This is a genomic window from Veillonella fallax, from assembly GCF_020687175.1.
GTDB lineage: Bacteria > Bacillota > Negativicutes > Veillonellales > Veillonellaceae > Veillonella > Veillonella fallax.
Window position 1 is genome coordinate 17,400 of record NZ_JAJEQD010000017.1, and the last position, 26,548, is coordinate 43,947.

Annotated in this window: 21 protein-coding genes, 1 pseudogene and 1 riboswitch; of the genes and pseudogenes, 9 read left to right on the top strand and 13 right to left on the bottom strand. The window is 34.0% G+C overall.

Going from position 1 to position 26,548, the window contains the following annotated elements:
- Positions 1-2: 2 nt before the first annotated feature.
- The gene (locus LKD20_RS08040; RefSeq protein ID WP_227721417.1) at positions 3-1,559 is read left to right on the top strand and encodes a putative polysaccharide biosynthesis protein; all 1,557 of its coding nucleotides are present in this window, start codon (positions 3-5) and stop codon (positions 1,557-1,559) included.
- 79 nt (positions 1,560-1,638) lie between these two features.
- On the opposite strand, the gene LKD20_RS08045 is transcribed toward LKD20_RS08040, so the two are convergent.
- Together LKD20_RS08045 and LKD20_RS08050 are read right to left on the bottom strand one after the other, a co-directional pair.
- The gene (locus LKD20_RS08045) at positions 1,639-3,024 is read right to left on the bottom strand and encodes a hypothetical protein (RefSeq protein WP_227721418.1); all 1,386 of its coding nucleotides are present in this window, start codon (positions 3,022-3,024) and stop codon (positions 1,639-1,641) included.
- Positions 3,025-3,151: 127 nt separating this feature from the next.
- Positions 3,152-4,189, bottom strand: a complete 1,038-nt coding sequence (locus LKD20_RS08050) for an AEC family transporter (RefSeq protein ID WP_227721419.1) — start codon at positions 4,187-4,189, stop codon at positions 3,152-3,154.
- Positions 4,190-4,427: 238 nt separating this feature from the next.
- Here LKD20_RS08050 and LKD20_RS08055 point away from each other — a divergent pair, with 238 nt between their 5' ends.
- Both LKD20_RS08055 and LKD20_RS08060 read left to right on the top strand, forming a co-directional pair.
- On the top strand, positions 4,428-5,168 hold the full coding sequence (locus tag LKD20_RS08055; RefSeq protein WP_227721420.1) for a gamma-glutamyl-gamma-aminobutyrate hydrolase family protein: 741 nt from the start codon (positions 4,428-4,430) through the stop codon (positions 5,166-5,168).
- A gap of 15 nt (positions 5,169-5,183) precedes the next feature.
- Positions 5,184-6,491, top strand: coding sequence for an APC family permease (locus LKD20_RS08060; RefSeq protein WP_195185870.1), 1,308 nt, complete (start codon positions 5,184-5,186; stop codon positions 6,489-6,491).
- 327 nt (positions 6,492-6,818) lie between these two features.
- On the opposite strand, the gene LKD20_RS08065 is transcribed toward LKD20_RS08060, so the two are convergent.
- Positions 6,819-7,658: a hypothetical protein gene (locus LKD20_RS08065; protein ID WP_227721421.1), complete on the bottom strand. Its 840-nt coding sequence runs from the start codon at positions 7,656-7,658 to the stop codon at positions 6,819-6,821.
- A gap of 139 nt (positions 7,659-7,797) precedes the next feature.
- Here LKD20_RS08065 and LKD20_RS08070 point away from each other — a divergent pair, with 139 nt between their 5' ends.
- The 3 genes from LKD20_RS08070 (at position 7,798) to LKD20_RS08080 (ending at position 11,516) form a co-directional block, all read left to right on the top strand.
- Positions 7,798-8,457 carry an HAD family hydrolase gene (locus LKD20_RS08070; protein WP_227721422.1) on the top strand — a complete coding sequence of 220 codons (660 nt, stop codon included), beginning with the start codon at positions 7,798-7,800 and terminating at the stop codon, positions 8,455-8,457.
- Positions 8,458-8,865: 408 nt separating this feature from the next.
- Positions 8,866-10,269: a YkvI family membrane protein gene (locus LKD20_RS08075; RefSeq protein WP_227721423.1), complete on the top strand. Its 1,404-nt coding sequence runs from the start codon at positions 8,866-8,868 to the stop codon at positions 10,267-10,269.
- A 14-nt stretch (positions 10,270-10,283) separates the two neighbouring features.
- Complete coding sequence (locus LKD20_RS08080) at positions 10,284-11,516, top strand: threonine/serine exporter family protein (RefSeq protein WP_105089548.1); 1,233 nt, start codon at positions 10,284-10,286, stop codon at positions 11,514-11,516.
- 121 nt (positions 11,517-11,637) lie between these two features.
- Here the strand turns inward: LKD20_RS08080 and LKD20_RS08085 are convergent, their stop codons facing one another.
- The gene (locus tag LKD20_RS08085) at positions 11,638-12,234 is read right to left on the bottom strand and encodes a hypothetical protein (protein ID WP_227721424.1); all 597 of its coding nucleotides are present in this window, start codon (positions 12,232-12,234) and stop codon (positions 11,638-11,640) included.
- Between the two features lie 421 nt (positions 12,235-12,655).
- Positions 12,656-13,426 (bottom strand): hypothetical protein, encoded by a 771-nt coding sequence (locus LKD20_RS08090; RefSeq protein ID WP_156718903.1) that lies wholly within the window; start codon positions 13,424-13,426, stop codon positions 12,656-12,658.
- A 414-nt stretch (positions 13,427-13,840) separates the two neighbouring features.
- On the opposite strand from LKD20_RS08090, the gene LKD20_RS09620 reads away from it, so the two are divergent.
- From LKD20_RS09620 to LKD20_RS09650, 3 genes are all read left to right on the top strand, one after another.
- A complete protein-coding gene (locus tag LKD20_RS09620; protein WP_353511575.1) occupies positions 13,841-13,891 on the top strand; it encodes a hypothetical protein in 51 nt (16 codons plus the stop codon).
- A gap of 270 nt (positions 13,892-14,161) precedes the next feature.
- Positions 14,162-14,249, top strand: a riboswitch (ZMP/ZTP riboswitch).
- Between the two features lie 86 nt (positions 14,250-14,335).
- Positions 14,336-15,556, top strand: coding sequence for an L-lactate MFS transporter (locus LKD20_RS08100; RefSeq protein WP_227721425.1), 1,221 nt, complete (start codon positions 14,336-14,338; stop codon positions 15,554-15,556).
- Between the two features lie 120 nt (positions 15,557-15,676).
- Positions 15,677-15,811, top strand: coding sequence for a hypothetical protein (locus tag LKD20_RS09650; RefSeq protein ID WP_255621355.1), 135 nt, complete (start codon positions 15,677-15,679; stop codon positions 15,809-15,811).
- A 422-nt stretch (positions 15,812-16,233) separates the two neighbouring features.
- Here the strand turns inward: LKD20_RS09650 and LKD20_RS08110 are convergent, their stop codons facing one another.
- The 8 genes and pseudogenes from LKD20_RS08110 to LKD20_RS08145 all read right to left on the bottom strand — a co-directional run bounded on the left by LKD20_RS08110 (position 16,234) and on the right by LKD20_RS08145 (position 26,465).
- Positions 16,234-16,476 carry a hypothetical protein gene (locus tag LKD20_RS08110; protein WP_227721426.1) on the bottom strand — a complete coding sequence of 81 codons (243 nt, stop codon included), beginning with the start codon at positions 16,474-16,476 and terminating at the stop codon, positions 16,234-16,236.
- A 12-nt stretch (positions 16,477-16,488) separates the two neighbouring features.
- The gene (locus LKD20_RS08115; protein WP_227721427.1) at positions 16,489-16,785 is read right to left on the bottom strand and encodes a 5-methylcytosine restriction system specificity protein McrC; all 297 of its coding nucleotides are present in this window, start codon (positions 16,783-16,785) and stop codon (positions 16,489-16,491) included.
- A gap of 39 nt (positions 16,786-16,824) precedes the next feature.
- Positions 16,825-17,745, bottom strand: a pseudogene (locus LKD20_RS08120) (restriction endonuclease).
- 174 nt (positions 17,746-17,919) lie between these two features.
- Entirely contained in the window at positions 17,920-19,059 is a 1,140-nt protein-coding gene (locus tag LKD20_RS08125) for an AAA family ATPase (RefSeq protein WP_227721428.1), read from the bottom strand.
- Entirely contained in the window at positions 19,044-20,636 is a 1,593-nt protein-coding gene (locus tag LKD20_RS08130) for an ATP-dependent nuclease (RefSeq protein WP_227721429.1), read from the bottom strand. The genes LKD20_RS08125 and LKD20_RS08130 overlap by 16 nt, the downstream gene beginning before the upstream one ends.
- Before the next feature lie 155 nt (positions 20,637-20,791).
- Entirely contained in the window at positions 20,792-23,926 is a 3,135-nt protein-coding gene (locus LKD20_RS08135) for a type I restriction endonuclease subunit R (RefSeq protein WP_227721430.1), read from the bottom strand.
- 18 nt (positions 23,927-23,944) lie between these two features.
- Positions 23,945-25,129, bottom strand: coding sequence for a restriction endonuclease subunit S (locus LKD20_RS08140; protein ID WP_227721431.1), 1,185 nt, complete (start codon positions 25,127-25,129; stop codon positions 23,945-23,947).
- Positions 25,119-26,465 carry a type I restriction-modification system subunit M gene (locus LKD20_RS08145; RefSeq protein ID WP_227721432.1) on the bottom strand — a complete coding sequence of 449 codons (1,347 nt, stop codon included), beginning with the start codon at positions 26,463-26,465 and terminating at the stop codon, positions 25,119-25,121. The genes LKD20_RS08140 and LKD20_RS08145 overlap by 11 nt, the downstream gene beginning before the upstream one ends.
- Positions 26,466-26,548: the final 83 nt, after the last annotated feature.

A 26,548-nucleotide genomic window follows, 5' to 3' on the forward strand; every position in this document is an offset into this window, starting at 1 on the left:
CAATGGCTAGTGGATTTTTAAAAGGAACCTTAATTTTAACCATTGCCGGTTTCGTAGTGAAAGCCATCGGTAGTATTAACTGGATTCTTCTATCCCGCATCTTGGGTGGTGAAGGCATCGGTATCTACCAGATGGCCTTTCCTATCTATTTGTTACTATTACAAATTTCGAGCGCAGGTGTGCCGATTGCCATCTCTATTTTGACGGCAGAACGATTAGCCTTACACGACTTTGGTGGTGCTAAGAGAGTATTCAATATATCTTTTACAATGTTAACCATTACAGGCTTTATCGCCAGCCTTGCCATGTACTTTGGTGCAGATTGGTTGATCTCTAGTGGTCTCATTGCTGAAAGCCGTGCCTACTACTCTATCATCGCGCTCGCTCCGGCAGTATTCTTTGTAACGTGGATTTCCTGCTTCCGCGGGTATATCCAAGGCTATGAAATGATGACGCCAACGGCGGTCAGCCAAATCGTAGAACAACTGTTGCGTGTTATCGTTATGCTCGGTGCTGCAGCTATCTTGTTACCTTATGGTTTACCAGCTGCTGCAGGTGGTGCTAGCTTAGGTGCTGGCGTAGGTGCCTTTGGTGCCTTCCTAGTGCTCTTGTACTATTACTACAAATTGCCTAAGGCTAGTAGCACTGGTGAAAGCTACGAAGGTCCTCGTGAATCAGCTAAAGAAATTTTGTCACGACTCTTAACCTTGTCCATTCCAATTTCTTTGGCAAGTATCATGTTGCCGTTAACAGCCAACCTCGATTTGCTCATCGTACCACGTCGTCTCTTAGATGCTGGTTTCCCGATGAACGAGGTAACAGAACTGTTCGGTTATCTTACAGGTATGGCGGTACCGCTCATCAACTTGGCTACCATTATTACAGCAGCCCTTGCAACAAGCATTGTACCAGCTATTTCTCATGCCTTTGCAAAACGCGATCATGAAGGTATTTATGACCGTACTGCAGGCTCTATGCGACTAACATTCATGGCAACTGTACCATTTACAGTACTATTGTATGTACTTGCTGCTCCAACAGTTACCTTAATTTATAATGCACCTAAGGCAGAATTAGCTACGCAAATCACTGCGTTCTCTATCTTCTTCCTCGGTGTACACCAAGTAACAACAGGTATCTTACAAGGTCTCAACAAACCGCGTATTCCTGTAATTAATATGGGTATTGCCTTAGTTATCAAGGTCATCCTGAACTGGACATTAACAGCTATCCCATGGCTTGGTATCGGTGGTGCCGCGTGGGCAACCGTTGCTGATATTGGCTTTGCAGCGTTACTCAACTTGATTTACATCAAAAAATACACAGGCTACTTCCTCGATATTTCCCTTCTATGGAAAAATGTGGTCAGTGCCGGTGTCATGGGTATACTCATCTTTATGAGTTACCACTACTTAACAGATTTCTTACCAATGTGGATTAACTTCATACTCACTGGTATAGAAGGCTTATTGCTCTACGTTATTATCATGGTTCTTTTAAAAGGACTTAATAAAAACGATGGTGCAAGCATGCCACTTATCGGTAGATTCTTTAGATAAACATAACAAAAGAGGTTTAACACTCAAGTGTTAAACCTCTTTTTTACGCTACTAACTTTACACTATCTTTTTTATTGTATTACTTCTTATCATTATGTGCTTTTTTATCTTTCACAATATCTCTAATAGTAGGACTTGTTTGTAGTACGTCTAACATTATAGGCGAAATACCTATACCCACAAAAGCCTTATCATTCCACGCTTTGCTATGTTTAGCACCTACATATTGAATCACATCTCGCAATTTATAATTACTTACATGAACATCATGAGGTTTATATAAATAATACGTATAAAGATACTGATCATCATATAATACCATTCCTAAAAGAGTTCCTTTATCTTTGGTAACTTCAAAGTATAATGCTGGAACGCCATTATTCCAAACTGTGGCATACTGTAATCGTTTATGACCTTGTAAACCTTGTTTTTTAACAACAGACCGTAAGTAGCTATATAAAATATTTTGTTTTTCAACACTAGCACCTTTTATAAATGGTTGCTTACCAAGTACAGCTTTAATACGTCCAGACATATAAATATCATATTCAGCTGGGCCTATAACCTCATGTTCCTTGAATTTACTATTTTTTAATACCCTAAATGTATAAGGTCCTAAATGAACTGGATCAGTATATGCTAACACATCACTAGCAGGCTTAATAGAAGGTAAAACAAAATTAGCCAAAGGTCCCATTGTATCTGAGATGGAACGTTTAGTATCATCTTTAATATAATTTTTTATAATATCTTTATTAAGGGATTGACCAATATGATAAGAAAGATTAGGTGTTTTCGGTAATGTAAAATTGATTGTCCCCACAACCAAATGATCATCAAAGCCGATTACATCCCATGTTGCTTTTTCAAGTCCAGGATAAGTAAATACATCGCCATCTACAAATCGAACCGAATTTTTTCTCTTTTCTAATCTCTCATTCAAGGTGTTCTGTAAAAGAGATTTATTTAAATCACCATACTCTATATTTGTATCTTCCCATTTAGAGCCTTTAGGCTGTTGTCTTGTTTCATATCTAAAATCAGATACGGCGCTAATGGTGCCTCCCACACTCTTAATAGCAGACTTAGACGTATGTTTAGGATCAATAGACCAACCTACTATACTTTCTTTCGAGCCTGTAAATTTAATATCAGCCCCATTATCTGTAATAATATATACAGTCCTAGAATGATGGATTGCTCTAGTCAATTCTTGTACAGAATAAATATCATCATCTAATTTTTTATTATCATAATTTGGCTCATGTTGTGCCCATTTTTTAACTTCAGACTCTTGGTAGTCATCAACCTTCTTAGCAAATTCTCCTTGAATCCGATATTCTTGGTAAGCTTCTTTCGCAATATCTGGACGAGCTCCAGGGATATTAACATCAATGGCCTGAGATATTCCTATAGCCCCCATAAAGCCAATACAACTCAACAATAACAAACGTCTTAACTTCATATCTCTCTCCTTAAATACATATGTTTATTTATAATTTTAACACTTATTTTATATTTCATCAATTTTACTTGTATAGAAAAAAATATAGGCAAAGAAAAAGGTCTGACTATACAGTCAGACCTTTTGTTTATGCTGTTATTCCTATCATTGTAAGTATTTCCATAATAATTGGTATAACTACGGCAAAGAGTATGGTACTAATCATTACAAGGCCTGTAGCAAAAGGTAAATCAGATTTTGCTTCGTTTGCCACAATTGGCAATACGGCAATAACAGGTCCTGCCGATTGTGCTACAAAGGTTATGATCGCAATAGGTTCTAGAACTATGCCTGCACCATATTGTAGTGCCATAATGACACAGAACATAATAATTGGAGAGATAACAAATCGTCCTATGATACCACCAATAGAATCCTTATTGAGGCTCATACTCTTAAGTCCCGCATCATGAAGTACAATACCAATATAAATCAAGGATAATGGGGTTACCATATCTCCTAAGTAATTCAATGTAGTATGTAAAATTGGTGCTAAAGGAATTTCAAAGAATAAGAATATCAATGCTACAAAGAAGCCTAGTAATGGTGGAGGTAATAACTTCTTCAAATCAAATTTAAACTGTTTCCGCTTTGTTTCTGTAGCTACTTTGCTATTATTTATACCATCAGCTTTGTTATTATTGAAACCTAATTCGGCATTGGGCAGTGGATCTAGTTCTATAAGGAATACCCCTACCATCCATACGGAAATAGTGTTACCGATATAATATAACAAGAAATATGGTAGTGCATCTTGACCAAAGAGTGCAATTTGCACTGGCAATCCAATGAACAAGCAGTTATCATTAACTACCATATTGATAAAAATGCCACGCCTACCTCGAGGTACTTTTAGTACTTTCATCATGATGAAAGCAACGATATAGGTAATTACATAGGTTAATGTAACAGCTAGCATCCCATATCGTAAGTCCCATAAATCCGATGTATGTAGATGATGTAATACAGATATGAAAACACCGGCTGGTAAGGCAACAGACATGATAAATCTAGATAGATTACCACTAAATATAGGGTGAAACATCCCTCGCCCTTTTAATATATATCCCAACGATATAAGCAGTACAATTGGTATAATGCTCTGTAAGGATGTAAGAAAGACCATAGTAAACCTCCCGTACAGTTTATTCGTAATCTATCATACCATGTTTTTACCAAAACAGATACGAATATAATTATCCCTATAAAACTAATATGAATTTTATAAAATGTAACAATGTTAACATATTTTAGAATGTATAAGTTTTATAATTAATTACAATCGTAGTATTATTTATTCACGAATATTTGATATACTTAAACTATACTAATTGTACAAATTTTTACACATACGAGGTGATATTATGACAAAACCATTCATTGGTGTATCTGGCAATATCTTACGAGATAGCGGCGGTGCCTACGTAGATTTATTACGTTCTTATGTAAACCATGATTATCCACGCTCTATCGAAGAGGCTGGTGGCATTCCAGTTATCATTCCATTTACAAAAAATCTGGACGTAGCCCGTGAAACAGTAGCAAAACTTGACGCCTTATTATTATCTGGTGGCCATGATGTATCTCCACTTAATTACGGTGAGGAACCATTACAAGGCTTGGGCGACGTGTTTCCAGAACGAGATCAATTCGATTTTGCATTACTGAAAGCAGCAGAAGAAAAACAAATCCCTATCTTTTGTATTTGCCGAGGCATCCAAATCTTAAACGTATATCGTGGTGGCACTCTATACCAAGATTTAAAATATGATGAAAACTGTACGATTAAACATTCACAAAACCAAACTCCATCTCTTGGGACTCATACAGTAGACATTGAGTTTGAATCCAAATTGGCTAGTGCTATCGGCCGTTCCACATGGATTACAAATTCTCACCATCATCAAACAGTAAAACACGTTGGTAAAGGTTTACAAGTAGTAGCAAGAGCTAAGGATGGTACTGTAGAAGCATTAGAAGACGCTTCCTATCCTTGGTTAGTAGCCTGCCAATTCCATCCAGAAATGATGTCTGAAACAGATGAAAATGCAAAACGTTTATTTGCTGCCTTTGTAACAGCAGCTCGAGAAAATATAACTAAATAGTAGGAAGGTTTTAGTATGAAAGAAACAGGAAAATTTGGCTTCTGGAGTATTGTACTCCTAGGCATCAATGGTATTGTAGGGACAGGTATTTTCCTACTACCAAACAAAGCATATTCTATCATTGGTTCCGCTAGTTTAGGCGTCCTATTATTTGATGCCGTTATTGCAGGATGTATCGCCCTTTGCTTTGCTGAAGCGGCAAGCCTATTTACACGTAATGGCGGACCTTACCTATATGCAAAACATGCATTAGGTGACTTTTGGGCCTTCGAAGTAGGCGTTCTAAAATGGATTGTAACCGTTATTGCTTGGGCGGCCATGGCCGTTGGCTTTGCTACCGCATTAGGTGCTGCAGTACCGGCGTTAAGTGGTGATCTTGCAAAAGATGTTATTTCATTTATCTTGATTGTAGGTCTTACCATTGTAAATATCTTTGGTGTTAACGTATCAAAATTCGTTAACAACTTAATCACTATTTCTAAGTTAGTCCCTCTTGCCTTATTCATTGCAATTGGCATTTTCTTTATAAATGGAGCTAACTTTACGCCAGTCTTCCCGCAAGATACTTATGTGGATGGATCATTTGCACAAGCCGCAGTTCTTCTATTCTTTGCCTATACAGGATTTGAAGTTATTGCCATTGCTGCAGAGGATATGAAAAATCCTAAAAAGAATTTACCACGTGCTATTATCATGTGTATGCTTCTCGTGTCCGTTCTATATATGGCAATCCTCGCCGTATCTATCGGTGTACTCGGCTCTGACTTGGCTAATACAAAAGCACCAGTCCAAGATGCTTTTAACGTAATTGTAGGTCCTATCGGTATGTACGTTGTATTAGTAGGAACACTGATTTCTATGGGTGGTATCAACTTTGCGGAAGCTTACTATGCACCTCGTGTGGCTACCTCTATGGCTGAAGACGGTATGTTACCAAGTGCACTAGCAAAACGTAATCGTTATAATGCACCATATGTTGCAGCTATTGTTACTGCTATTGCCAGTGTATTACTCGCATGGTCTGGTTCTTTTACTACATTAGCAGCCATCAGTGCAGTATCTCGTTTTACACAATATCTACCAACATGTTTAGCGGTTATTATCTTCCGTCGTAAATGGGCAGACAAAGCTCGTTCTTATACAATCCCTGGTGGCTATTTAATCCCAGTTATTGCGATCGGCACATCCCTATGGATGCTCGCCCAAGCACAAACTAACCAATTACTTTGGGGTCTAGGCGGCTGTATCGTGATTTTACCATTCTACTACTCCTATTGGAAAAAGAAAAAAGCTGGTCTCATTAAGGACCATGATGAAATGTAAATACTACCAGTTAAAAATAATTATTTCTAATTAAATTTAAAACTACCAGTTGTCATGTTGTTTTGTAAACCGATTTTCAATAACAGGAGATCGATCTACTACAACGTGAAATTAACTGGTAGTTTTTTACATTTCTAGACAAAATATAATACTTTTAACTGGTAGTATCTCATTAATCATATATAGTTAGACTAAACATAATTCTTTTAACTGGTAGTATCTCATTAACCATATGTAGTTAGACTAAACATAATTCTTTTAACTGGTAGTATCTCGCTAACCATATATATTTAGACTAAGTATAGTACATTTTACGGATAGAGTTAATTAAAATAAATCTTCTTCAGTAGTTGTTGTCTTGGTTAGTTCTTCTTCGATATAGCCAACTTCATCAGTAGCTTCGTCTTCGTCGCGTGTGTCGATATAGATACTAATAAGCGCTAGTGCGCCTTCTTCATTGAGGGTTGCAATGGCACTCATAGGACCATAGGTTAAAATAAGGCCATCTTCTTCATCGCGAATGATATGAGGTACCGCATCAAAGTGTTGGTTCATGAGCTGATCAAAGTAATCTTCTACATCAAGGCCACTTTCAAGGGTGATGGATTCAGCATCGCCTTTTTGGAATACAACACGTGTGTCTTCATCTATATATTGGTAAAAATCATCTACATCAACATTCCCGGTTTCAAGCCACATGCTGAGGGCTGTAAGCCAATCTTTCACAGTAGTTGGTGCAGAAATAAAAGCATACTCGCTTTCATCATCGCCAAAACGAAGATCATCATACTCAATACTATAGTTTTCCTGACTAGAAACAATGCGGTCTACAAGGCCTTCATCATTTACATCTACAAAAATCATATACACATAGTTATCGCCGCTTTCATAAGAAACAGTCAAACCATGACGGCCCTCATGGAATAGCGCATCCTCCTCATACACATCGGTAATATGCATCACCTTGCACGTAACAGGCACATTATCAGCCTTAATAGACTCAGTCATAGAGGATAAAAACTCAATACTTTCATTACGATTGCGGCCAATAATACCACGCCCTATGGACATGTACTCGCAATCCTCGGCTAGAATATTTTCAATGCCGTGAATATCTGCGGATTCGAGAATAGATTTTATCAATAAAAGAGCTTGTATTTCAGTCATACTACGCCTCCTATACGCTGTAATTAATACTGCTATTATTGTAACACAATTATAGTAACAAATACGGCTATTCTCTTGATTTTCTCCATATTTATCATATACTTATAAAGTACATATTGATTTAACATCGGAGGTCCCCATGAAATATACAACCATCGTTTTTGATTGCGACGGCACATTGCTCGATACGGCTACAGATTTAGCGAATGCTGTAAATCATGTACTACGTACACATAACTTCCCTGAAAAGTCTCTAGCAGAGGTAAAAGCAGCACTTGGTAATGCAGTAACGTACTTGATGCGTCAATGTTTACCAAGTTCTGTGGCAGATAACGAATTAGCTCCATACATTGAGGAATTCAAAGCTTATTATGGTGAGCACTTAAAAGATACAACAGCTCCTTACCCAGGCATTCTAGATATGCTTGATGTATTGCGTAAAAAAGGCTATAAATTGGCTATCGTATCTAACAAAATCCAAGAAGGTGTAACGCCTCTCAACAAAGAATACTTTGGTGACCGCTTACCTGTTGCTATTGGTGAAAGACCAGGATTACAACGTAAACCAGCACCAGACATGGTACTCCAAGCATTAAAAGAGTTAAACTCTACTCCTGAAGAATCTATCTATGTTGGTGACTCTGAAGTTGACGTTGCTACTGCAGAAAACTCCGGCCTACTATGTATCGGTGTTACCTGGGGCTTTAGAGAAGAATCTCTCCACCAAGAACTAGGCGTAACACACATTGCTCGTAAAGCAGAAGATATTCTAAGCATTGTGGAAAACTTAAATAAATAAGGTACAAAGTTATAATCATTAATCTATAACAAATTCATATAAATTAAACGATTTACATCTTAAAACCGCTCAAAAATGGGAATTAAAATATTAGATCCATCATTTTTCGCGGTTTTTCTTTTATTTTTTCTAATTTATTTCAATTTTTACATTATATTTTTTACGCATAGATAATATTTTCAATCTATCGCCTTAAAAATGTGATATATGTTACATTTATGAGGCAGTACTTTCACATGAACACGCCGTCAATTCAATAGTTAGTGTATTGAATTTAAGGCCTATAAATAGCTCCATTCTTAGCTAACTTAATAGAGATTGGCAGTAAGATTTCCATCAATTGAATCATTAGTATGATATAATATTATTTTGTATACTAAGTTATGTATTTGAAAGGAGGAAAATATAATGCAACAATCATGGAAAATTGCATTTGCCTACATAGGTGTTATTGTAGGTGCAGGACTCTCGAGTGGACAAGATCTTCTACAATATTTTATAAGTTTTGGCCAAATAGGTCTTATTGGTGTTCTATTACTAGGTCTATTAAATGCCGCATTTGGTAAAATCATGCTTTCTTTGGGGAGCTACTATCGTGCAGACAATCATGAAGAAGTTTTTACACAGATTTCCCATCCTATTATTACAAGAATACTTGATTTTGTACTAATCGCTGGTAGTTTTATTATGGGCTTCGTTATGATAGCCGGTGCAGGATCAAACTTAGAACAACAATTTGGACTTCCTTTTTGGGTTGGCGGATTAATTTGCTCACTTTTAATCATAACCGTATCATTTATGGACTTTGATAAAATTACCAGTGTTCTAGGTATTTTTACACCTATTATGATTGTAATGATATTCATCATTACAGGTTACTCTTTTATTGGTAAAAGTCATGATTGGGCTGCGTTAGATACTATAGCCCACACAATCAAACCAGCCACAAGTAATGTATGGTTTTCTGTCATTAATTATTATTCACTATGTGCTATGACAGCTGTTTCTATGGCCTTTATTTTAGGTGGTTCTGTTGTTCGTATTGGTATTGCTGAAAAAGGTGGCACTCGTGGCGGCCTATTAGTCGGATTAGTTGTTTTTATAGCTGCTATCTCTATTTTTGCCAATCTAGATACTGTAAAAGATGCAGATTTGCCGATTCTTGCTATTGCCAATCAAATTCATCCTTGGCTAGCATATATATATGCAATCACAGTCTTTTCACTTATTTTTAATACAGCATTCTCTCTTTTTTATTCTATTGCTAGACGTTTTGCCAACGGCAGCACAAAAAGAATGAGAATTGTTATTATTTCTGTAGTAATCATAGGATATATATGTAGTTTCTTTGGTTTTAAAGATTTGATTAGTATCCTCTACCCAATTCTCGGTTATATGGGACTATTACTCCTAATTATTCTTATTTATGGCTGGCTACGTGATCGTAAAGATATCATTATGGAAAAACTCTTCCGAAGAAAGATGATCCATTTATCATTAAAAAAACATAGTCCTCACAAAAATCTTTCAGAAAAAGAACGTGAACTATTCCATACATTAGGTGATATTAGTCAAGCAGATACAAAATCTCTTAAAGAAGATATTCATAATGAAGCAAAAGAAATACTTTCAAATACGGAAACAGTTCAAGAGCTAAAAGACTATGTGGAAGAGCATCTCTCAATAGACGAAGAAGTTATACATCAAAATATCAATATCCTACAAGAACAACAGGAAGAATCAAAATCAACTGAATCTTCTAAAGATAGACCTATCAATAAGTCCAATATAAATAACAATGAAGTAAAATGAATAACGAGGAAATAATGACAGGTGTGGAATTAGAAATTATACTAAAAGCTGGAAAAATACTACTTAGCAGTGGCGCCGAAATCAGTCGTACAGAGGATACTATGAACTACATAGCACGAGCTATGAATTTTAAAGATTTAGAAGCCTACGTATCCAATAGAGGTATTTTTGCAACTGCTAAGAAAGCTGATGGAACTGAAATTACTCGTATTTATAACGTTCCTGAAGTCGATATTAACCTCAGTAAAATTGAATCTGTTAATGCTCTCTCCCGACGTATCACACAAAAAAATATTACTATTGAGGAGATTGAAAGTGAACTTAATCAAATTGATACCATGTCAGACTATTCTTTTTTTTGGAGATTAGTAGCTTATACGTTAGGAGCTTCGGGCTTTAGCTATGCAATTGGTAGTTCTATAACAGACTCTATAATTGCCGGTATTATAGGCTTAATATTAGGCGTCTATATGTGTACCATCAAACGCATACTTAGCTCTGATGTATTAATCACTATTTTAGGTAGTATTCTAATAGCCTTATTGGGTAATCTCTTTATCCACTTTGAATTAGGCTCCAACCTATCAGTTATATTACTAGGAGCCATGATTGACATTGTTCCCGGAGTTCCATTCGTCAATGCTATTAGAGAGTATAGCCAGAATAACTATAATACAGGAATAACCCTTATGATGGGCGCGTTACTTACCTGTATTTCAATGGCTGTAGGGGTCGCAGTAGTACAATCACTACTCTTCAACACACAAATGATTCCTCTTTATACCTCTAATTTAGATACTAATTCCTTAACCTCTATGTTTATGCGTAGTATAATGGCTGGTATTGGTACTACAGCATTTGCAATCTTATTCCGTGTAGCTAAACAACATTTTATCGATTGTACAATATTAGGATTCATCTCATGGTTCTTGTTCTTAACATTATCTTCACTACAGTCTAATGTTATGCTCTCCATATTCATCAGTGGTTTTATCATCGCCATAGCATCAAGAATATTGGCCGTTAAACGGAAATGCCCTGCTATAGTTTTCCTAATGACTAGCTTATTCCCTTTACTACCAGGGCTCAGCTTTTATCGATCCATTTATTATATGCTAATGGGACAAGAAACTATTGCCATTAGCTTCGCAAAAGAATCCTTTTTGATAGCTTTTACAATTGCTATATCTATCGTAATTGTAAAACATATAAAACCACCACGAATAAAAAAACACACTTATAAGTAATATAACCTTATAACAAATTCATATAAATTACTTGCACAACAAAAGAGGTTCCTATAAGTCACTACTGTGACCATTAGGAACCTCTTTTATTTATAACTATATTGTGCTAATTAGATATCACTTATTTATAACTGAACTGCGCATCCATAATCATTTGGCGCAACTGCTCAATGCGAATACCTTCAGGTAGCTTGTCTCTATAAAACTGCAAATTATAATAGTAACAAGTATCTTCATAATCAGTAACTAATACCATATCCGTCCTATTATGTAATGGCCAGCCATACATAAATTCGGCTAGCAAACTACGCACACCATCATTATTGACCTCTATTACATCATGCTTAACAGGCAATACCATCTTTACGGTAGGTTCAGGAACCGTCCTATCTTTAACAATCTCATTAACCTCAGCATCTAACGTGGAACTCGTACTATCGATAAATCTAGCCTTTACATGCATAAATACCCCATCAGAGGTTCTAAACGCCCTACCATCAATGTCCTTCGTTTCACCCTGTGTTTCGATAGCATTCTTTAATACTCGGAATTGATACGGTCCATAAAACTTTGTATCTGTAATAGCATCTAATGCCGCATCATATTGACCATTATGTACATTCGTAACATGCATAAAAGGCTTTATATCGCTAGCTTGTGAAAGCATCGGTACGGCTAGACACAAACCTAAGCTTATTAATGTAATACAACGTTTCATATGAGTCTCCCTCTCCCTAAAAACTATTATCTTATTTGTATTGTAACATAATTAATCTATTCCATTATAATAGTTACAAAATGAAAGAGGTTCCTATTGGTCACCTAAGTGACTATTAGGAACCTTTAATCTATTTACTTTTTTTATTTACATATCTATATTGAAGTTGAGGCCTCTAAATGGGTCCAGCCTTTGCTAATCAACTCGAGGATTGGCGGTGAAGAAAGGCATGAAAAAAGGCCCGACATAGAAGTCAGACCGTTTCTTCAATTTTAAAACTTTAGAAGCGAAGTCTGGCGACCAAACCATTTATGCCTCACTTTGATATAAATTATATCATATCTAAATAGGGAAAGGAGGCTCATACGATTTCTTTTTTATTTTAAAGCATAATGAACCTATTCAAGAAATAATATGCAAACTAAGCTTCACTGTCGTCAATATAAATATGTACAGAATTTGCTGGCCCCGCTAAACTACGGCCGATTTCAATCGTCATAGGTCCATACTTTATAAAGGATCTATTATTCTTATCATTAATTATATGTGGCATAGTATAGAAAAATAAATTCATTATCTTATCAAAGTCATTTATAATTTCTTCCTTACCTAACAACAAAATAGGTTCTTGATTTTTTCTTTGAAAATGTACACAGCATTCATCAGCAAGTGAATCATAAAAAGAATGCTTATCTACATATCCAGTTTCTAACCAAATACTAATGGCCGTAAGCCAATCCAAAAAATCAACAGGCTTCTTATAAAAAATGTAATCTATAGGTGGGGAATTATATTCAGCACGATGTTTATCAATTCTAAAACTCGGAATTTCATTACTAACAATAATTTTGTTAATAAAATTATTTGAATCTAACTCAATAAACATACCTATAGCATAATTGTCCATTTCATTGTATGCAATAGCGAGCCCTCTTTCACCTTCATAAAAAAACTCTTTTTCGTTGGTCCCCTCACTAAGTGTCATCATATGTGCATACACAGCTAAATTATCATCTCTGGTCCTTTTTGCCATTGAATTTAGAAAATCATATACTTCTATCTTTCCATTTTTTAATATATTCCTCTCAACATTAATATACTGACAATTATCTGCTAACAAATTATTAATCCCCTTAAAATCAGCATATTCTAATGCAGATTTAAATATTAATAATACATGATTTACATTCATCTAGGACACCGCCTTCAATAAAAGAAAAACTAATCATTAGCGCCTTAATAACTGAATTGACTACAATAAAACAAATCATACCACGTGCAGCTCATAATAATTTCATTATATAGTAAAAATTTATTGAAATAAATCTATAAAACCCAGAATTCAGAACGATAGATAAGACTCTTTTTACTATAAGATGAATTCTAAAATATATTGCGACAAATAAAAAGATATTGATTAAAATAATTACAAAACGAAAAAGGTTCCTATTGGTCACCTAGGTGACTATTAGGAACCTCTAATCTATTTACTTTTATAATTAACACCACTATATTGAAATTGAGGCCTCTAAATGGGTCCAGCCTTTGCTAATCAACTCGAGGATTGGCGGTGATCAATATGAGTACATTCAAAGTGTTATCGTTGATGATTTCCTTTGGTATACTTGTGGCGACCATTATCATGGCAGCAAAGTGATTGACCTCTAGCTAAAAGCTAGCTTTCTAATTGGGGCATGAAAAAAGGCCCGACGTTGAGAGCCAGACCGTTTCTTCAATTTCATTTTCGAGAAGCGAGAGCTGGCGACCAAACCATTTATGCCTCACTTTGATATAAATTATATCATATCTAAATAGGGAAGGGAATTAGACAATTTCCTTTCCTATTTAGTTTATAAACCTTACAGTTGTTATAACAGAGTGACTTATATCATCGACAAGATATAGTATCAATTGATATATTGATACTATATTACTACTGGGCTGACGGATTCGTAGAATTGACTACATGCACAGTAGCACACATCGTGTGATAGCCGACCGTCTGGGCAAGCTTTTGTTCAGGCGGTCTTTTTTATTTTCTTGTAGCAAATAATACTGTACAAAGTTTTAATCATCTCACCTATATGAAAGGAGTTTTCTTATGAGAAATCGCTGGCTTATTGCACTAGCAGCCATTGGTCTGCATATATCTATCGGTAGCGTGTACGCATGGAGCGTGCTTACACGACCTATCATGGCAGATATGGGATTTACTATGTCTCAAACAACATGGACCTTCTCCTTAGCTATTCTGATGCTTGGATTATCTGCAGGCTTTTTAGGATCTTTTGCAGAAAAAATAGGTCCCAAGAAAAGCGGACTTCTTTCAATGTCATTCTGGGTGGCAGGCCTATTAGGCACTGCTTATGCACTTAGTGTCCATAACCTCACCTTACTCTATCTCTTCTATGGTATCATCGGTGGTATCGGATTAGGTATTGGTTATATAACACCAGTTTCTACACTGGTAAAATACTTTCCAAATCGTCCAGGATTTGCCACCGGGTTAGCCATTATGGGTTTTGGATTTGCTTCACTCATTGCAGGCCCGCTTATGCAATTCCTCGTAGCTCACGTTGGATTAGTAAATAACTTCATTATCCTCGGCGTAATCTATCTAGTGGTTATGGGCGCCTCTTCTCTCTATTTGAAAGCACCTCAACAAAAACAACCACCTCGAACTACGAAAGATAAATCCACTATGTACGTTCATAACCATGGCATGCTAGCCAATGATGCTATGAAAACTTGGCAATTTGGTGCCCTTTGGTGGATTTTCTTTATTAATATTACCTGTGGTATAGGTCTTCTATCCTTAGCATCCCCTATGGCACAAGAAACCATTGGTATGACACCTGCAGCAGCTGCATCACTAGTTGGTATCATCGGTATCTTCAATGGTGGAGGTCGCATTGCGTGGTCTACTATCTCTGACTACTTTGGCCGTGCACAAACTTATATACTATTCTTTATTATACAAATCATCGCATTCTACATACTTGCCGAAACCAATAATGCTCTAACATTCCAAGTTTTAATTCTTCTCATTATCACCTGCTATGGCGGCGGATTCGCCTGTATGCCAGCATATCTTGCGGACCTCTATGGCATACGCCAACTCTCCACTATTCATGGCCGCATTCTAACCGCTTGGGGATTAGCTGGTATAGTTGGTCCTATGCTCGTGTCATACTTTCACGAAGCAGGATATGGATATACTACAGCCTTAGTATGCTTTGCTCTTCTATTCGTATTAAATACAATTATTGCTATAATCTTAAAAATATACGGCAAACGAGGTCTACATAAAAGATACTGTTAATTCCCCCGAACTAATTACAAAACAAAAGAGGTTCCTATTGGTCACCTAGGTGACTATTAGGAACCTCTCATCTATTTACTTTTATAATTAACGGCACTATATTGAAATTGAGGCCTCTAAATGGGTCCAGCCTTTGCTAATCTTCTAGAGATTGGCGGTGATCAATATGAGTACATTCAAAGTGTTATCGTTAATGATTTCCTTTGGCATACTTGTGGCGACCATTATCATGGCAGCAAAGTGATTGACCTCTAGCTGAAAACTAGCTTTCTAATTGGGGTATGAAAAAAGGCCCGACATAGAAGTCAGACCGTTTCTTCAATTTCATTTTCGAGAAGCGAGAGCTGGCGACCAAACCATTTATGCCTCACTTTGATATAAATTATATCATAATTAAGACAGGAATTATCTAAAACTATTTTATATTAACTAATTGACTAAAATCCCCTTAATTACTTATAAATAGTAATTAAGGGGATTCATACTTGTAGCGACCATTATTATAGCAGCAAAGTGATTGTTTTCTAGCTTAAGCTATTTTAATAGTCATGAAAAAGCCCGACAAAACTTCTTCCTGAGCATTATAACACAAATATATAAACTAAGACCAATCAAAATAATGTAATTTTATGTATTATAACATACTTATATAACAATAATTTAGTCCATTTGACATACTAAATCTGACTAGTAATAAAATTTTGTAGTACTAATTTACTTTCATGTATTTGCATTTTAAAATCATCATAATCAGCAGCTTTATTAGGAATTTTAAAGCCACGCTTAATAATATTTACATCATCACGCGCACTAACATTATTTTCATAGGTAGAACCCTTATTCAGATTTAATACAAGGGGTACTTGCCCTTCTGAATCAGGATAAATATAGTATCCCTTACTTGCATCAAATCTATACATATATGCCAATACTTACAAATAATCTCGTCCTCTAATATTTTCTATCGGTTTGTACTTTGCATCTACAATTAAACGAGGATCAGTTGATTTACTAATAAAATCAGGATATATTAAGCCTTTTCCATCTGAAAATAATTGTTGTGCACCAAATTTACTCTTATTTTTAGGATGATAAAAGTGAGAATTTAATAATATATTAATATATTCTTCCCATAACCATGCACCATCAAATAAGATGCCTTGAGAATTCTGTATACTGAACTGCACCTCCAAAAATTTTGTCCAATTTTTGGGGTGCAGTTCAAACAATCAGGTCTTTTTAGTAGATGCTAATTATCTGATAAGATTTTATATATCTAGATAAAAGTCATCTAATAAGTATGTTTTTACAGGTGTAATATATAGCTCATATTTCATTACAAGCTTAATCAATTCACTGCCATCAATAAGCGTTATAGGTTTGCCTTCAGCTGCAGCTTGACGTGCTTGTTCAGTAAAAAGATTATTAGTTATAAATACACCATAATCAGCTTGAAATTTACTCATAGCACCAAGGAATTAGTTGATTTCAGGTTCTCCAACTTTACCTGCATTATAACGCTTACATTGAATAACTACTCGTGTAGTCCTAAAATCATCTTCATCACGATGATATCCATAACCATCTATACCACCATCATTTGAAATTTTAATACTTTTCTCAGTAAACTTAACACCCATTTCAGTTAGTAAAGCCCTTGAGAATTGTTCAAACTTTGCAGGAGACATATTATTGATAGCCTCTTGTAATTTTGTTTTAAAATCATCAACTGGATCATTACCTATAACATCTGCATCGGCTTCTTCATCATCTGATTCCGAATTAGAAATAATACTATTTTTAATCTTTCTTTTTGCACTACTTTCTTCCCAATAAGCCTTTGCTTTATCTCTAACATCCAACTCTACATCTAATTGAGATACATTAAGAGATAGCCCGGCCTGTGTTAATGTAATTTGTGGGTTATACTTCGTATAATTGATTAATTTCACATATTCTAATTCTTTAATAGCAAAGTTAAACTTAAAATCGAACTTCTTATATTGATTTCCTGTTTTCTTAGAAGTATAAATTTTCTGCTCAAACTCAGCAATATGTTCATCCATATCACAAATACGTTCACGTATTTCAGAACGATCCAAACGACCGCCAGCCTCTTGTAAAACTAATAAAATCGGCTTAATCAAATATGAAACTTTTTCTTCTGAGTTTAGTGTATCAAAATACATAACAAACTCTCCCTTTATAATTTATAATCTTAAATATTTAAATATTTATCCAGACCAATCAATAAATAATCACTTATCTATTGTATTTGAAATATACAAAATATTATTCAAGTCATAAATTTAATTAGAACGCTTTATATAATCTGATAGTTCTTATCAAATAAATTAAAGAAATTATGTATCTTTATATTCTGGTTTTAAGTATTCATTTTCAATAGTCCTAAACAAGTCATTTTTAAGAATATATAATTTTAACTTAGCCCTAGATAAAGCTACATAGAATACATTCTTAGAAATGGTTGAGATATTACTAGGTAAGCTAAATGAATCATCTAATATATTATCATATGTATTTGTTAATATTATACAAACCTCCTCATAAGTACTGCCTTTAGAGTAAGACCAATTCATAGCATTAAAAACATAATGACTAGCTCTGCTATATACTAATTTAATGATTCTATCATTGTCTAAAATACTTTTTAAAGATGTAGCATCTACATTAATTATTTCACTTTCAGCAAGATTAGCTGAGTTAATAGGTATTGATAATTTCTTAAAGATTAAATCACAAATAGCTGCTCCACAGCGTCTCGAGCTACATAATGTATCTGTATCAACAGTTATACCTTCAGCCTCTACATTACTAATATAGTCATCATAGGTTATATCTCTTTTACGCGTTCCTTGTCCCCGACTAAAAGGTCGACCAGTATTATTTAGTCCGGATACTGAGTGCTGATAATAATCACCTACTGTAATAATATTATCTATATATTTAAACATTTTGATTAAAAAGTCATAATCACTATTCCGATAATCTTGTACTTCATCAATTAATACCCTATCAAAAAAGCAATTAAGTTTTTTCAGAGCCTTTTCCGCAATTGTATAATCACCATCTTTAGTAATTAAAGCTAACTCACTCATTAAATCACAATAAAACTTATTGTCTTTAGAGATATAATGCTCTATATATTCTTTTTTTTTATATTTAGGATTAAAACGACCATTGATTCTAGGCTTTGGAGATGCACTTGTTTCTACACCAAATATTGATTTATTCGAATCAAAGGCCTTTGTTATAGAAAAAACATATGGAAAAAGTATATATCTATATAAGAAAGCTGAAAATGTCAGTATGCATGTTTTATCAGGAATATACCCAAATCTTTTAATAATTTCATTACTTATATTTTTTATATTCTCATGTGTAAAGGCTAAAATCAAATTTTTTTCTTTTTCAACTAGCGTTTGACAAAGATAATAAGTTTTTCCAGAACCAGCAACAGCTAAAACTAACTTCTTATCCATTCAAATGCCTCCTCAATATAATCTGGTATACTAAATACTCTATCACTTGTCAAAATAGTATATGCAGATTCAGATTTACTATTAATCATTTTCCGTAGTACAATAGGTAAATTTTTACTTCTTCCATCACTATATTCTTTTACAGGATATTCAGCATCTTTATCTATATTAATAATTTCATCCAGAGCTTTAGAGTTAATATTATAAAAACAAACCTCCCATGTCCAATCTTTGATTGTTTTTCCCATAAAGAAATTAATATTAAGAGATGAGTCATTAGCTGTCTTAGCCTGATCTATTTTTTTCTGATTTGCATCATTGTCTGTAATAACTGCTACTTTTTTCTCATTATCTTTCATAATATCTAAATAATTTTTATATGATAAGCCATTTAATGAAATAATTGTTATATTATCCTCATCTAGCGAGGTTTTATAACATTGTTCATATAATAATGCTAACAATAAATACTCAGTTTTACCTTCAACTAATATAACTTTATTTGATAATAAAAACTCTAATAGCTTATTATCATCAGATTTGTGAAAAAACTGTACTGTATTTTTATCAAGATTATTAAATGACTTACTTTGTGTTGTTCCGATCCAAAGTATATTATTTAATCCCAAACGACTTGTTATTAAATTTGAATGGGTAGTCAAAATTATTTGACTATCTTCACAATGATTCTTAATCCTATTAATCATTGATCGTAAGTTACTATGACTTAAATGATTTTCTGGCTCCTCGAGTAAAATCAACTCAATTGATTCACCAGCTTTTGCTAATGCAATCTCAGTTTTAATTATATTTTCCATCCCACTCCCTTTTGATTCTAGTGGAATGTTATTATCATAAATTGTAATTAAATTCTCTAATATTAATTTAGATTCATTAATATTAAATACTCGATTATCATCAATTAATAAACTATTATCCCCTGAAAAAATATTATTTAAAGATTCACGAAAGAAATGTCTATTTTTATTACGTTCATTAGAGTCAAAAATATTATTAAATATTTGTTTATTATAATAATTATAGGAAGAACTCGTATCATTCTTTGATGTATCAATTGATATTGCTTTTATTAAATTATTTTGATATACATAAGATCGACCACTAAATGTTTCCCATTTTAAAATATAATAATCTACAGGAATAGTTGAATTAAAGCAAAGATTTCCATCACTTAATTCATCAGAGAATTCACATATAAATCGAAGTCCAAATAATTCTTTCTTTTTACGATTATGCTGGCCAAAAAGATCTTGACTTCTAGGATGGCTCTCATCAATATCTAACTCTAGTTCTATCAATATTTTTGGTAATGTCTCTAAAGAAGGATTTTGTTGATATTTAATAACATCGTGTACATTAAATAAATTTAGTAAAACTGATTTATCGACATTTTTATAGGACTGAAATATTACCAATTTAATAGCATCTAGAATTGTACTTTTACCAGCCTCATTTTCACCAACTAGAATATTTAATTTCTTATTGAACTCAATTCTAAAATCAAGAAATTTTTTAAAACCATTTATATATAATGATTTAATATATGATTTTTCCATAAATCAAGCTCCTTTATATTATCTTTTCACCAAAATAAAAAAGTAGTACTAAACACCATATAGTGTCTAATACTACTTCTAAACTTCCCTGACCATATATGGACAAAACTTCGGATATTCTATTACTAACAAATATACTTTACGATTTTATGTTGCTACTTCAATTCATCTCTTAACGGTATAACTTCATCAAACAAGCACTTTTCCCATGCTTCTATCATATGTTGAGGGTATGAAAATGGATCAGAATCGGGGTGTTGTAGTACATATACAGGATAGTTAGCACTGCCTACTATCCTATTTTTATTGTATATATCTTCACCTGGTGTAGATTGATTTACAGAAACCATAAGTTCGTCTATATCAACACACCATGTTGATGCAAAGGCTTCAACAATAGAGTCATAAGCTTTAGTAAAATATTCTCGTTTTATTTTCAATAGATTACTATCTTTATCTATCACCTGTGTATCAATATCATCAAGAATGTGTTTATAAATAGTTCGAACTGATTCACTCTTATTTAACTTTGTTAAAGCATCTTCAATTTTTGCACGAGTATCTTGACTGTTCGCCTCATATTCATTTAATAAAGCATCTATATAGCTTTTATCAACAGTATACGTCTGTACTGTACTAGAATCAAAGAAATCAATTAATTCAATACCAGGTTCATTTTTATCATCAGGTTTTAAGGATGCTTTAATCGTATTATATAAGCCAATATTGTCTTCTATAATTGCAATCTTTTTAGAAAAGGTGCCATGTTTGTCATTATCAAGTTCTATATTAAAGTCATCATATGAGGCAATAGCACGATAAGCTTTATTTAAATCCTGAAAGCACTTTACAAAGTTAATTCGCTCTGAAACGGGAGCATATTCAGTAATAGGATTATTTGGATTTACAGCATCTAATTTTACTAAAGCTGTATATGCAGCATTAAACTTCTTTTTAGATTCTTCATATGTTGGGTAGATTAAACTACTATTATTATTCGTTTGAGAATACAACCGAGTTGCAGCATATACATGTTCCTTCATCGTCGCAGGTTTTCTAAAGGTAGTAATCAAACCTTTATCTTTTCCTTTATATGTTCGATTAGTTCTAGAAAATGCTTGTATAAGTCCAGCATATTGTAAGTTTCGATCTACAAACAAGGTTTGACATCTAGGAGCATCAAATCCTGTTAATAATCGATCTACAACAATAACTAAGTCTAAATGTTTACCAAATTCTTTAAACTCACCTTTTTTACGAGCTAGTCTATTGTTAATGTCACCATTATAACGATTAATACTTTCAATAGACCAAGAGGTCCCAAACATCTGATTATAGTCATCAATAATCTCAGCCATTTCAGATTCTTTTAATGCTGAATCCTTTGTATTTTCCTCTAATGAGTATGTAATTGCTACACGTGGGAAATCTGGATCATTCATAACGGCACCCTGGCGCAAAGGATTATTGGGAAACTGTGTTTCTAACCAGTTCTTATTGGCCGTAAATTTCTTAATTGCCCTATAATAACGCTTCGCCATATCAATGGAACTAGTTGTCAAAATAGCAGACATTGTTGGCTTACCATCTTTAAATACAAATTTACTATAAGCATTGTTAGGGCTTAAAATTTTGCGAATTACGGATTGAATATGATCATCTGACTCATAATGTATACTCTGTAAATATTGCTCTTTATCAATATCCTTCATAGATTCAATAGTAGACACTAGCTCCTCATCTGTATAATTGATGTTTTTTTCTTCTGAGCGCATTGCCCGATACACTACATTCGCCAGCTCATCCCTATGTATAGTGGATTCATGTTCTACCTGAAAGCCCAATACAGATCCATCTTCAAGCGCATTTTTTATAGTATATCGATGTAAAACTTCACCATATTGATCATGTGTAGTCCGAGCATATTGACCATCAGAACTCTTTTTGTTCTCCTCAAAAATAGGTGTACCTGTAAATCCAAACCATGTCGATTTTGGAAATACTTTTTTAATATCATCCATATTTTGAGCACTAATAGCTCTATGGCATTCATCAACAATAAATACAATATGTTTTCCTCGAAGATTAGCCAGTCTTCCTGGTTCTTTTTCTTGCAAGTATTCAACAGCCTTATTTAGTTTTTGGCGTGTAGTCACAATTACTACATTAGAACTTGAATCTTGTTTAAGAGCATTTGAAAGCTCCTCGGTATTCCCAGTGCCGACTATAAGTGTATTTTTGTTAGTATTTACACCTGTTGAATAAGCAGAGGCAAATTTAGTAAACTCTGATGTCGTTTGATTATCTAAATCCTTTCTATCTAACAACATAATAGTTCTATCTATTCCACTCTTTTGAGCAAGTAGTTTTGTAGATACAAAACTAGTTATTGTCTTACCTGAACCAGTTGCATGCCAAATATACCCAGATTGATGTTTACTTGCAGACTCAAAAATTGCTTCTATAGCATGAATTTGGTATGGGTGTAAAACCATTAAGATCTTACTGCTTGGTTCTTCACTAAGAATCATATATTCAGATACTAATTCATGGGCTCTTGGAATATTTAATACCTGCTTTGCAAACTCATTAATATTCTCAACCCTTGTGTTATCTCGAGTTCGCCAACCAAACATAAATTTTTCTTGTAACTCATCTTTTGGAGCAGCAGCCATATATCGAGTTGTTTGTTCATTAGACATAACATATAGCTGTAACGTTTGGAATATAGTATTGGAAAATGTCCCTTCATCAATATATTTTTCTATTTGATAATAGGCTTGCTTAACCCCATCCTTTGCTATGGCGGTCTTTAATTCTATTTGAATAATCGGCAGACCACTTATCAATAAAGTGACATCAAAACGACGACTTCGTTCTTCTAAGTTAGATTTATTTTTTGCAATTTGATGTACTATTTCATAAGAAGAAAAACCCCCATTTTTTTCAATATTAGAATAAATAATTAACTCTATACGCCCTAAATCATTATCTCTTTCCAGAACAACTGAACACTTTCCCTTTTCACCACGCAGCCATTTAGCGGCTTCAAAAGGCGTTTTAGTATTTGCCAATATTTCTGATTGAATTCGCTCAAACTCACTATCAGTTAACATATTATCATTCAGTTCGCTTTTATTTCGAATCTCAATAATATTACGTAAATTATCCCATAAATCTTCTTCTGTTTTTAAATCCGAACGAAAAGTCCATTGTCCATGTTGTGCACAAAGTAAATCAATTAAATTTTGTTCGAGCTGAGCTTCTTTTGCATTATTTAATTTCCCCATATACTTATCCCTGTTATTCTATACAAACATTTTTTGAAGCAAGCCTTGTTTTACTTCTTGTAATCTTTCTAACTTACGCTGATGAAGGGTAATATTTTTATCTATAGAAGAAAAAAATTCTCCTATCATATTTACTTCATTATATTTAGGAATTGAAAATTGGGTTTCTGAAACTAATGACCAACTCGATCTAGGCATTTTGGTTCCACTAGATATATTTGCAACCGACTGATAAGCTTCACTCTGAATTAAATAATATAGAAACGCTGGACTAACATTTTGAGGTTGTAAAACCCAAAAGTCACCAACTGCAATGCCCCTAAATTGACACAGTAACCAATTTTGTAAATATGGTCTCAATTTACCAAATAAAACATCTCCAGTTTCAAAGAGTATTCCCTTTTTATGTCCAACCTTTTGTGAGATATTTTTATTAAGAGTTCCTATTCCCGAATTAATATCTTCAAATTCTACGTATGGTAAATCCGCCTCACTAATTTCACCGCGTTTAAATGCAATATCCTTAAACTTACGCTGTTCCCAAGCATCAGTAAACCCTTTAAATCTAAGCTCTGGAATGTTACTTCCATTTTTGGGAAATAATTTTTGTAATAATGCTTTCTTGGTTAACTTAATTTTTTCAAGCTTACGCTGATGAAGGCTAATAACACTATCCATCTTCTCAAAAAGACTCGAAATCTCTTTTTGTTCGTTAAGCAACGGAAATGTTAAATTAACGTCTTGTAGATCGGAATTATGTAAATGAACTACTGATTTTCCTTGAGCGCGTTTACTCAACTCTTTTTGTTGTTCTCCATTTGAGATAGTCAGAGCCAAAAATGTTGGATCCAATAAGTGATTTACTTTAATTACATTCAAATCACCACCAATAATAATTCCCTGATTTTTAACAACTGAAGCACGAGAAATATCTTCTGCAGTTTCACCGGATGCTGGAACTATTACTTCACCGCCTTGACTAATAACTGATTTATCTTTTAATTCAACAAATGTATCTACATTCCTAATAGTAGTCTCATAATTTGTATAAAGGCGACCATACAGGATAATTGGCTCTCCAGAAGGTGCTAAGTCTGATTTAGAATAGCCATTACCTTTTGAGAATGTAGCAATATCTCCTAACTTACGCTGTTCCCAATCTTCAGTAAATCCTCTAAATCGTATTCTTGGTTTATTTGTCATAATTAAATACCTCAAGTACACCATTTAACCAGTCTTTATCTTCATCAGCACAGTCTAACTGAAGAAGCATATCATAAATTTCTTTTTCTATTTTTGCTTCTTCTTCTTTAATAGCTTTCATCTCTTTGCCAAGTTCAACCATATCAATAGGAGCTTCTTCTTCAAAGGTATCAACATAGCGTGGAATATTAAGGTTAAAATCATTTTCTTTAATTTCTTCAAATGATGCTAAATAAGAGTACTTTTCAATACTTTCACGATTTTTATAAGTATCAACAATGCGTTTTATGTGTTCTGATTCTAATTTATTCTGATTTTTGAATTTTGTGAAATCATTGCTTGCATCAATGAATAACACATCACGTCCTGGGCGATTCTTTTTAAGAATAATTACAGTAGTCGGTATGGATGTTCCAAAAAATAGATTTGCAGGCATCCCAATCACCGCATAAATACTTCCATCTTCTAATAGTTTTTTTCGAATTGTACCTTCTGCGGCCCCTCTAAATAAAACACCATGTGGTAAAACAATTGCCATGGTACCAGATGTTTTTAAATGATAAAACCCATGTAAGAGAAAAGCAAAGTCAGCTTTAGATTTAGGTGCTAACTTTCCATAGCGATTAAAACGTGCATCATCCATAAATGTAGGATCTGCAGACCACTTTGCAGAGTATGGAGGATTCATAACTACAGAATCAAACATATACGGCTCATCTGTCGGCCAGTCTTTATTTAGTGTATCCCCATTATGTAGACGTTGATCTTCAGCATTTACTTCATGAAGAATAAGATTCATGCGTGCAAGATTATATGTAGTTACGTTAAGTTCTTGTCCATGGTATTGTACACGATCTGGATTGTTTAAATACTTACGTACATTTAGCATCAAAGAACCAGAACCCATTGTTGGGTCGTATACAGTAAATGATGGTGTGTCCTCTTGTCCAATTGTTACAATTTGAGCCATCATATCAGATACTTGTTGAGGAGTGTAAAACTCACCTGCTTTTTTACCTGAACCAGCAGCAAATTCACCAATCAGATATTCATATGCATCACCAATCACATCACCATCATGACCTAACACATCAACTTCATCTAGTTTTTTAATAACTTCACTAATAGTAATATTTCGTTGATTCGCATCTACACCAAGTTGCTTTGAATCTAAATCAATATCATCAAATAGCCCTTCAAATTGTTTATATGCTGTTTCCAATCGTACAAAAGCATTTCTCAAATGAACCAATTCAAAAGAATTATCCTTAACAGAATTAGCAAGTTCACTAAAAAGGTATTGCGGTTCTATATGGTACCCTAACGTATCTGACATAGTCGCAATCAGAACCACCCGTAAAACGGGTGGTTTGCTCACGGGCTATAAGCCCGTAGTACTAGGCCAGCGTCTAAAGGCGC

Coding starts and splice junctions, on each gene's coding strand:
- LKD20_RS08055 (WP_227721420.1), top strand. CDS start 4,428: ATGACAAAACCATTCATTGGTGTATCTGGCAATATCTTACGAGATAGC.
- LKD20_RS08075 (WP_227721423.1), top strand. CDS start 8,866: ATGCAACAATCATGGAAAATTGCATTTGCCTACATAGGTGTTATTGTA.
- LKD20_RS08065 (WP_227721421.1), bottom strand. CDS start 7,658: ATGACTGAAATACAAGCTCTTTTATTGATAAAATCTATTCTCGAATCC.
- LKD20_RS08060 (WP_195185870.1), top strand. CDS start 5,184: ATGAAAGAAACAGGAAAATTTGGCTTCTGGAGTATTGTACTCCTAGGC.
- LKD20_RS08140 (WP_227721431.1), bottom strand. CDS start 25,129: ATGACAAATAAACCAAGAATACGATTTAGAGGATTTACTGAAGATTGG.
- LKD20_RS08110 (WP_227721426.1), bottom strand. CDS start 16,476: ATGTATAGATTTGATGCAAGTAAGGGATACTATATTTATCCTGATTCA.
- LKD20_RS08080 (WP_105089548.1), top strand. CDS start 10,284: ATGACAGGTGTGGAATTAGAAATTATACTAAAAGCTGGAAAAATACTA.
- LKD20_RS08130 (WP_227721429.1), bottom strand. CDS start 20,636: ATGGAAAAATCATATATTAAATCATTATATATAAATGGTTTTAAAAAA.
- LKD20_RS08070 (WP_227721422.1), top strand. CDS start 7,798: ATGAAATATACAACCATCGTTTTTGATTGCGACGGCACATTGCTCGAT.
- LKD20_RS08050 (WP_227721419.1), bottom strand. CDS start 4,189: ATGGTCTTTCTTACATCCTTACAGAGCATTATACCAATTGTACTGCTT.
- LKD20_RS08125 (WP_227721428.1), bottom strand. CDS start 19,059: ATGGATAAGAAGTTAGTTTTAGCTGTTGCTGGTTCTGGAAAAACTTAT.
- LKD20_RS08040 (WP_227721417.1), top strand. CDS start 3: ATGGCTAGTGGATTTTTAAAAGGAACCTTAATTTTAACCATTGCCGGT.
- LKD20_RS08135 (WP_227721430.1), bottom strand. CDS start 23,926: ATGGGGAAATTAAATAATGCAAAAGAAGCTCAGCTCGAACAAAATTTA.
- LKD20_RS08145 (WP_227721432.1), bottom strand. CDS start 26,465: ATGTCAGATACGTTAGGGTACCATATAGAACCGCAATACCTTTTTAGT.
- LKD20_RS08090 (WP_156718903.1), bottom strand. CDS start 13,426: ATGAATGTAAATCATGTATTATTAATATTTAAATCTGCATTAGAATAT.
- LKD20_RS08100 (WP_227721425.1), top strand. CDS start 14,336: ATGAGAAATCGCTGGCTTATTGCACTAGCAGCCATTGGTCTGCATATA.
- LKD20_RS09650 (WP_255621355.1), top strand. CDS start 15,677: ATGGGTCCAGCCTTTGCTAATCTTCTAGAGATTGGCGGTGATCAATAT.
- LKD20_RS08085 (WP_227721424.1), bottom strand. CDS start 12,234: ATGAAACGTTGTATTACATTAATAAGCTTAGGTTTGTGTCTAGCCGTA.
- LKD20_RS08045 (WP_227721418.1), bottom strand. CDS start 3,024: ATGAAGTTAAGACGTTTGTTATTGTTGAGTTGTATTGGCTTTATGGGG.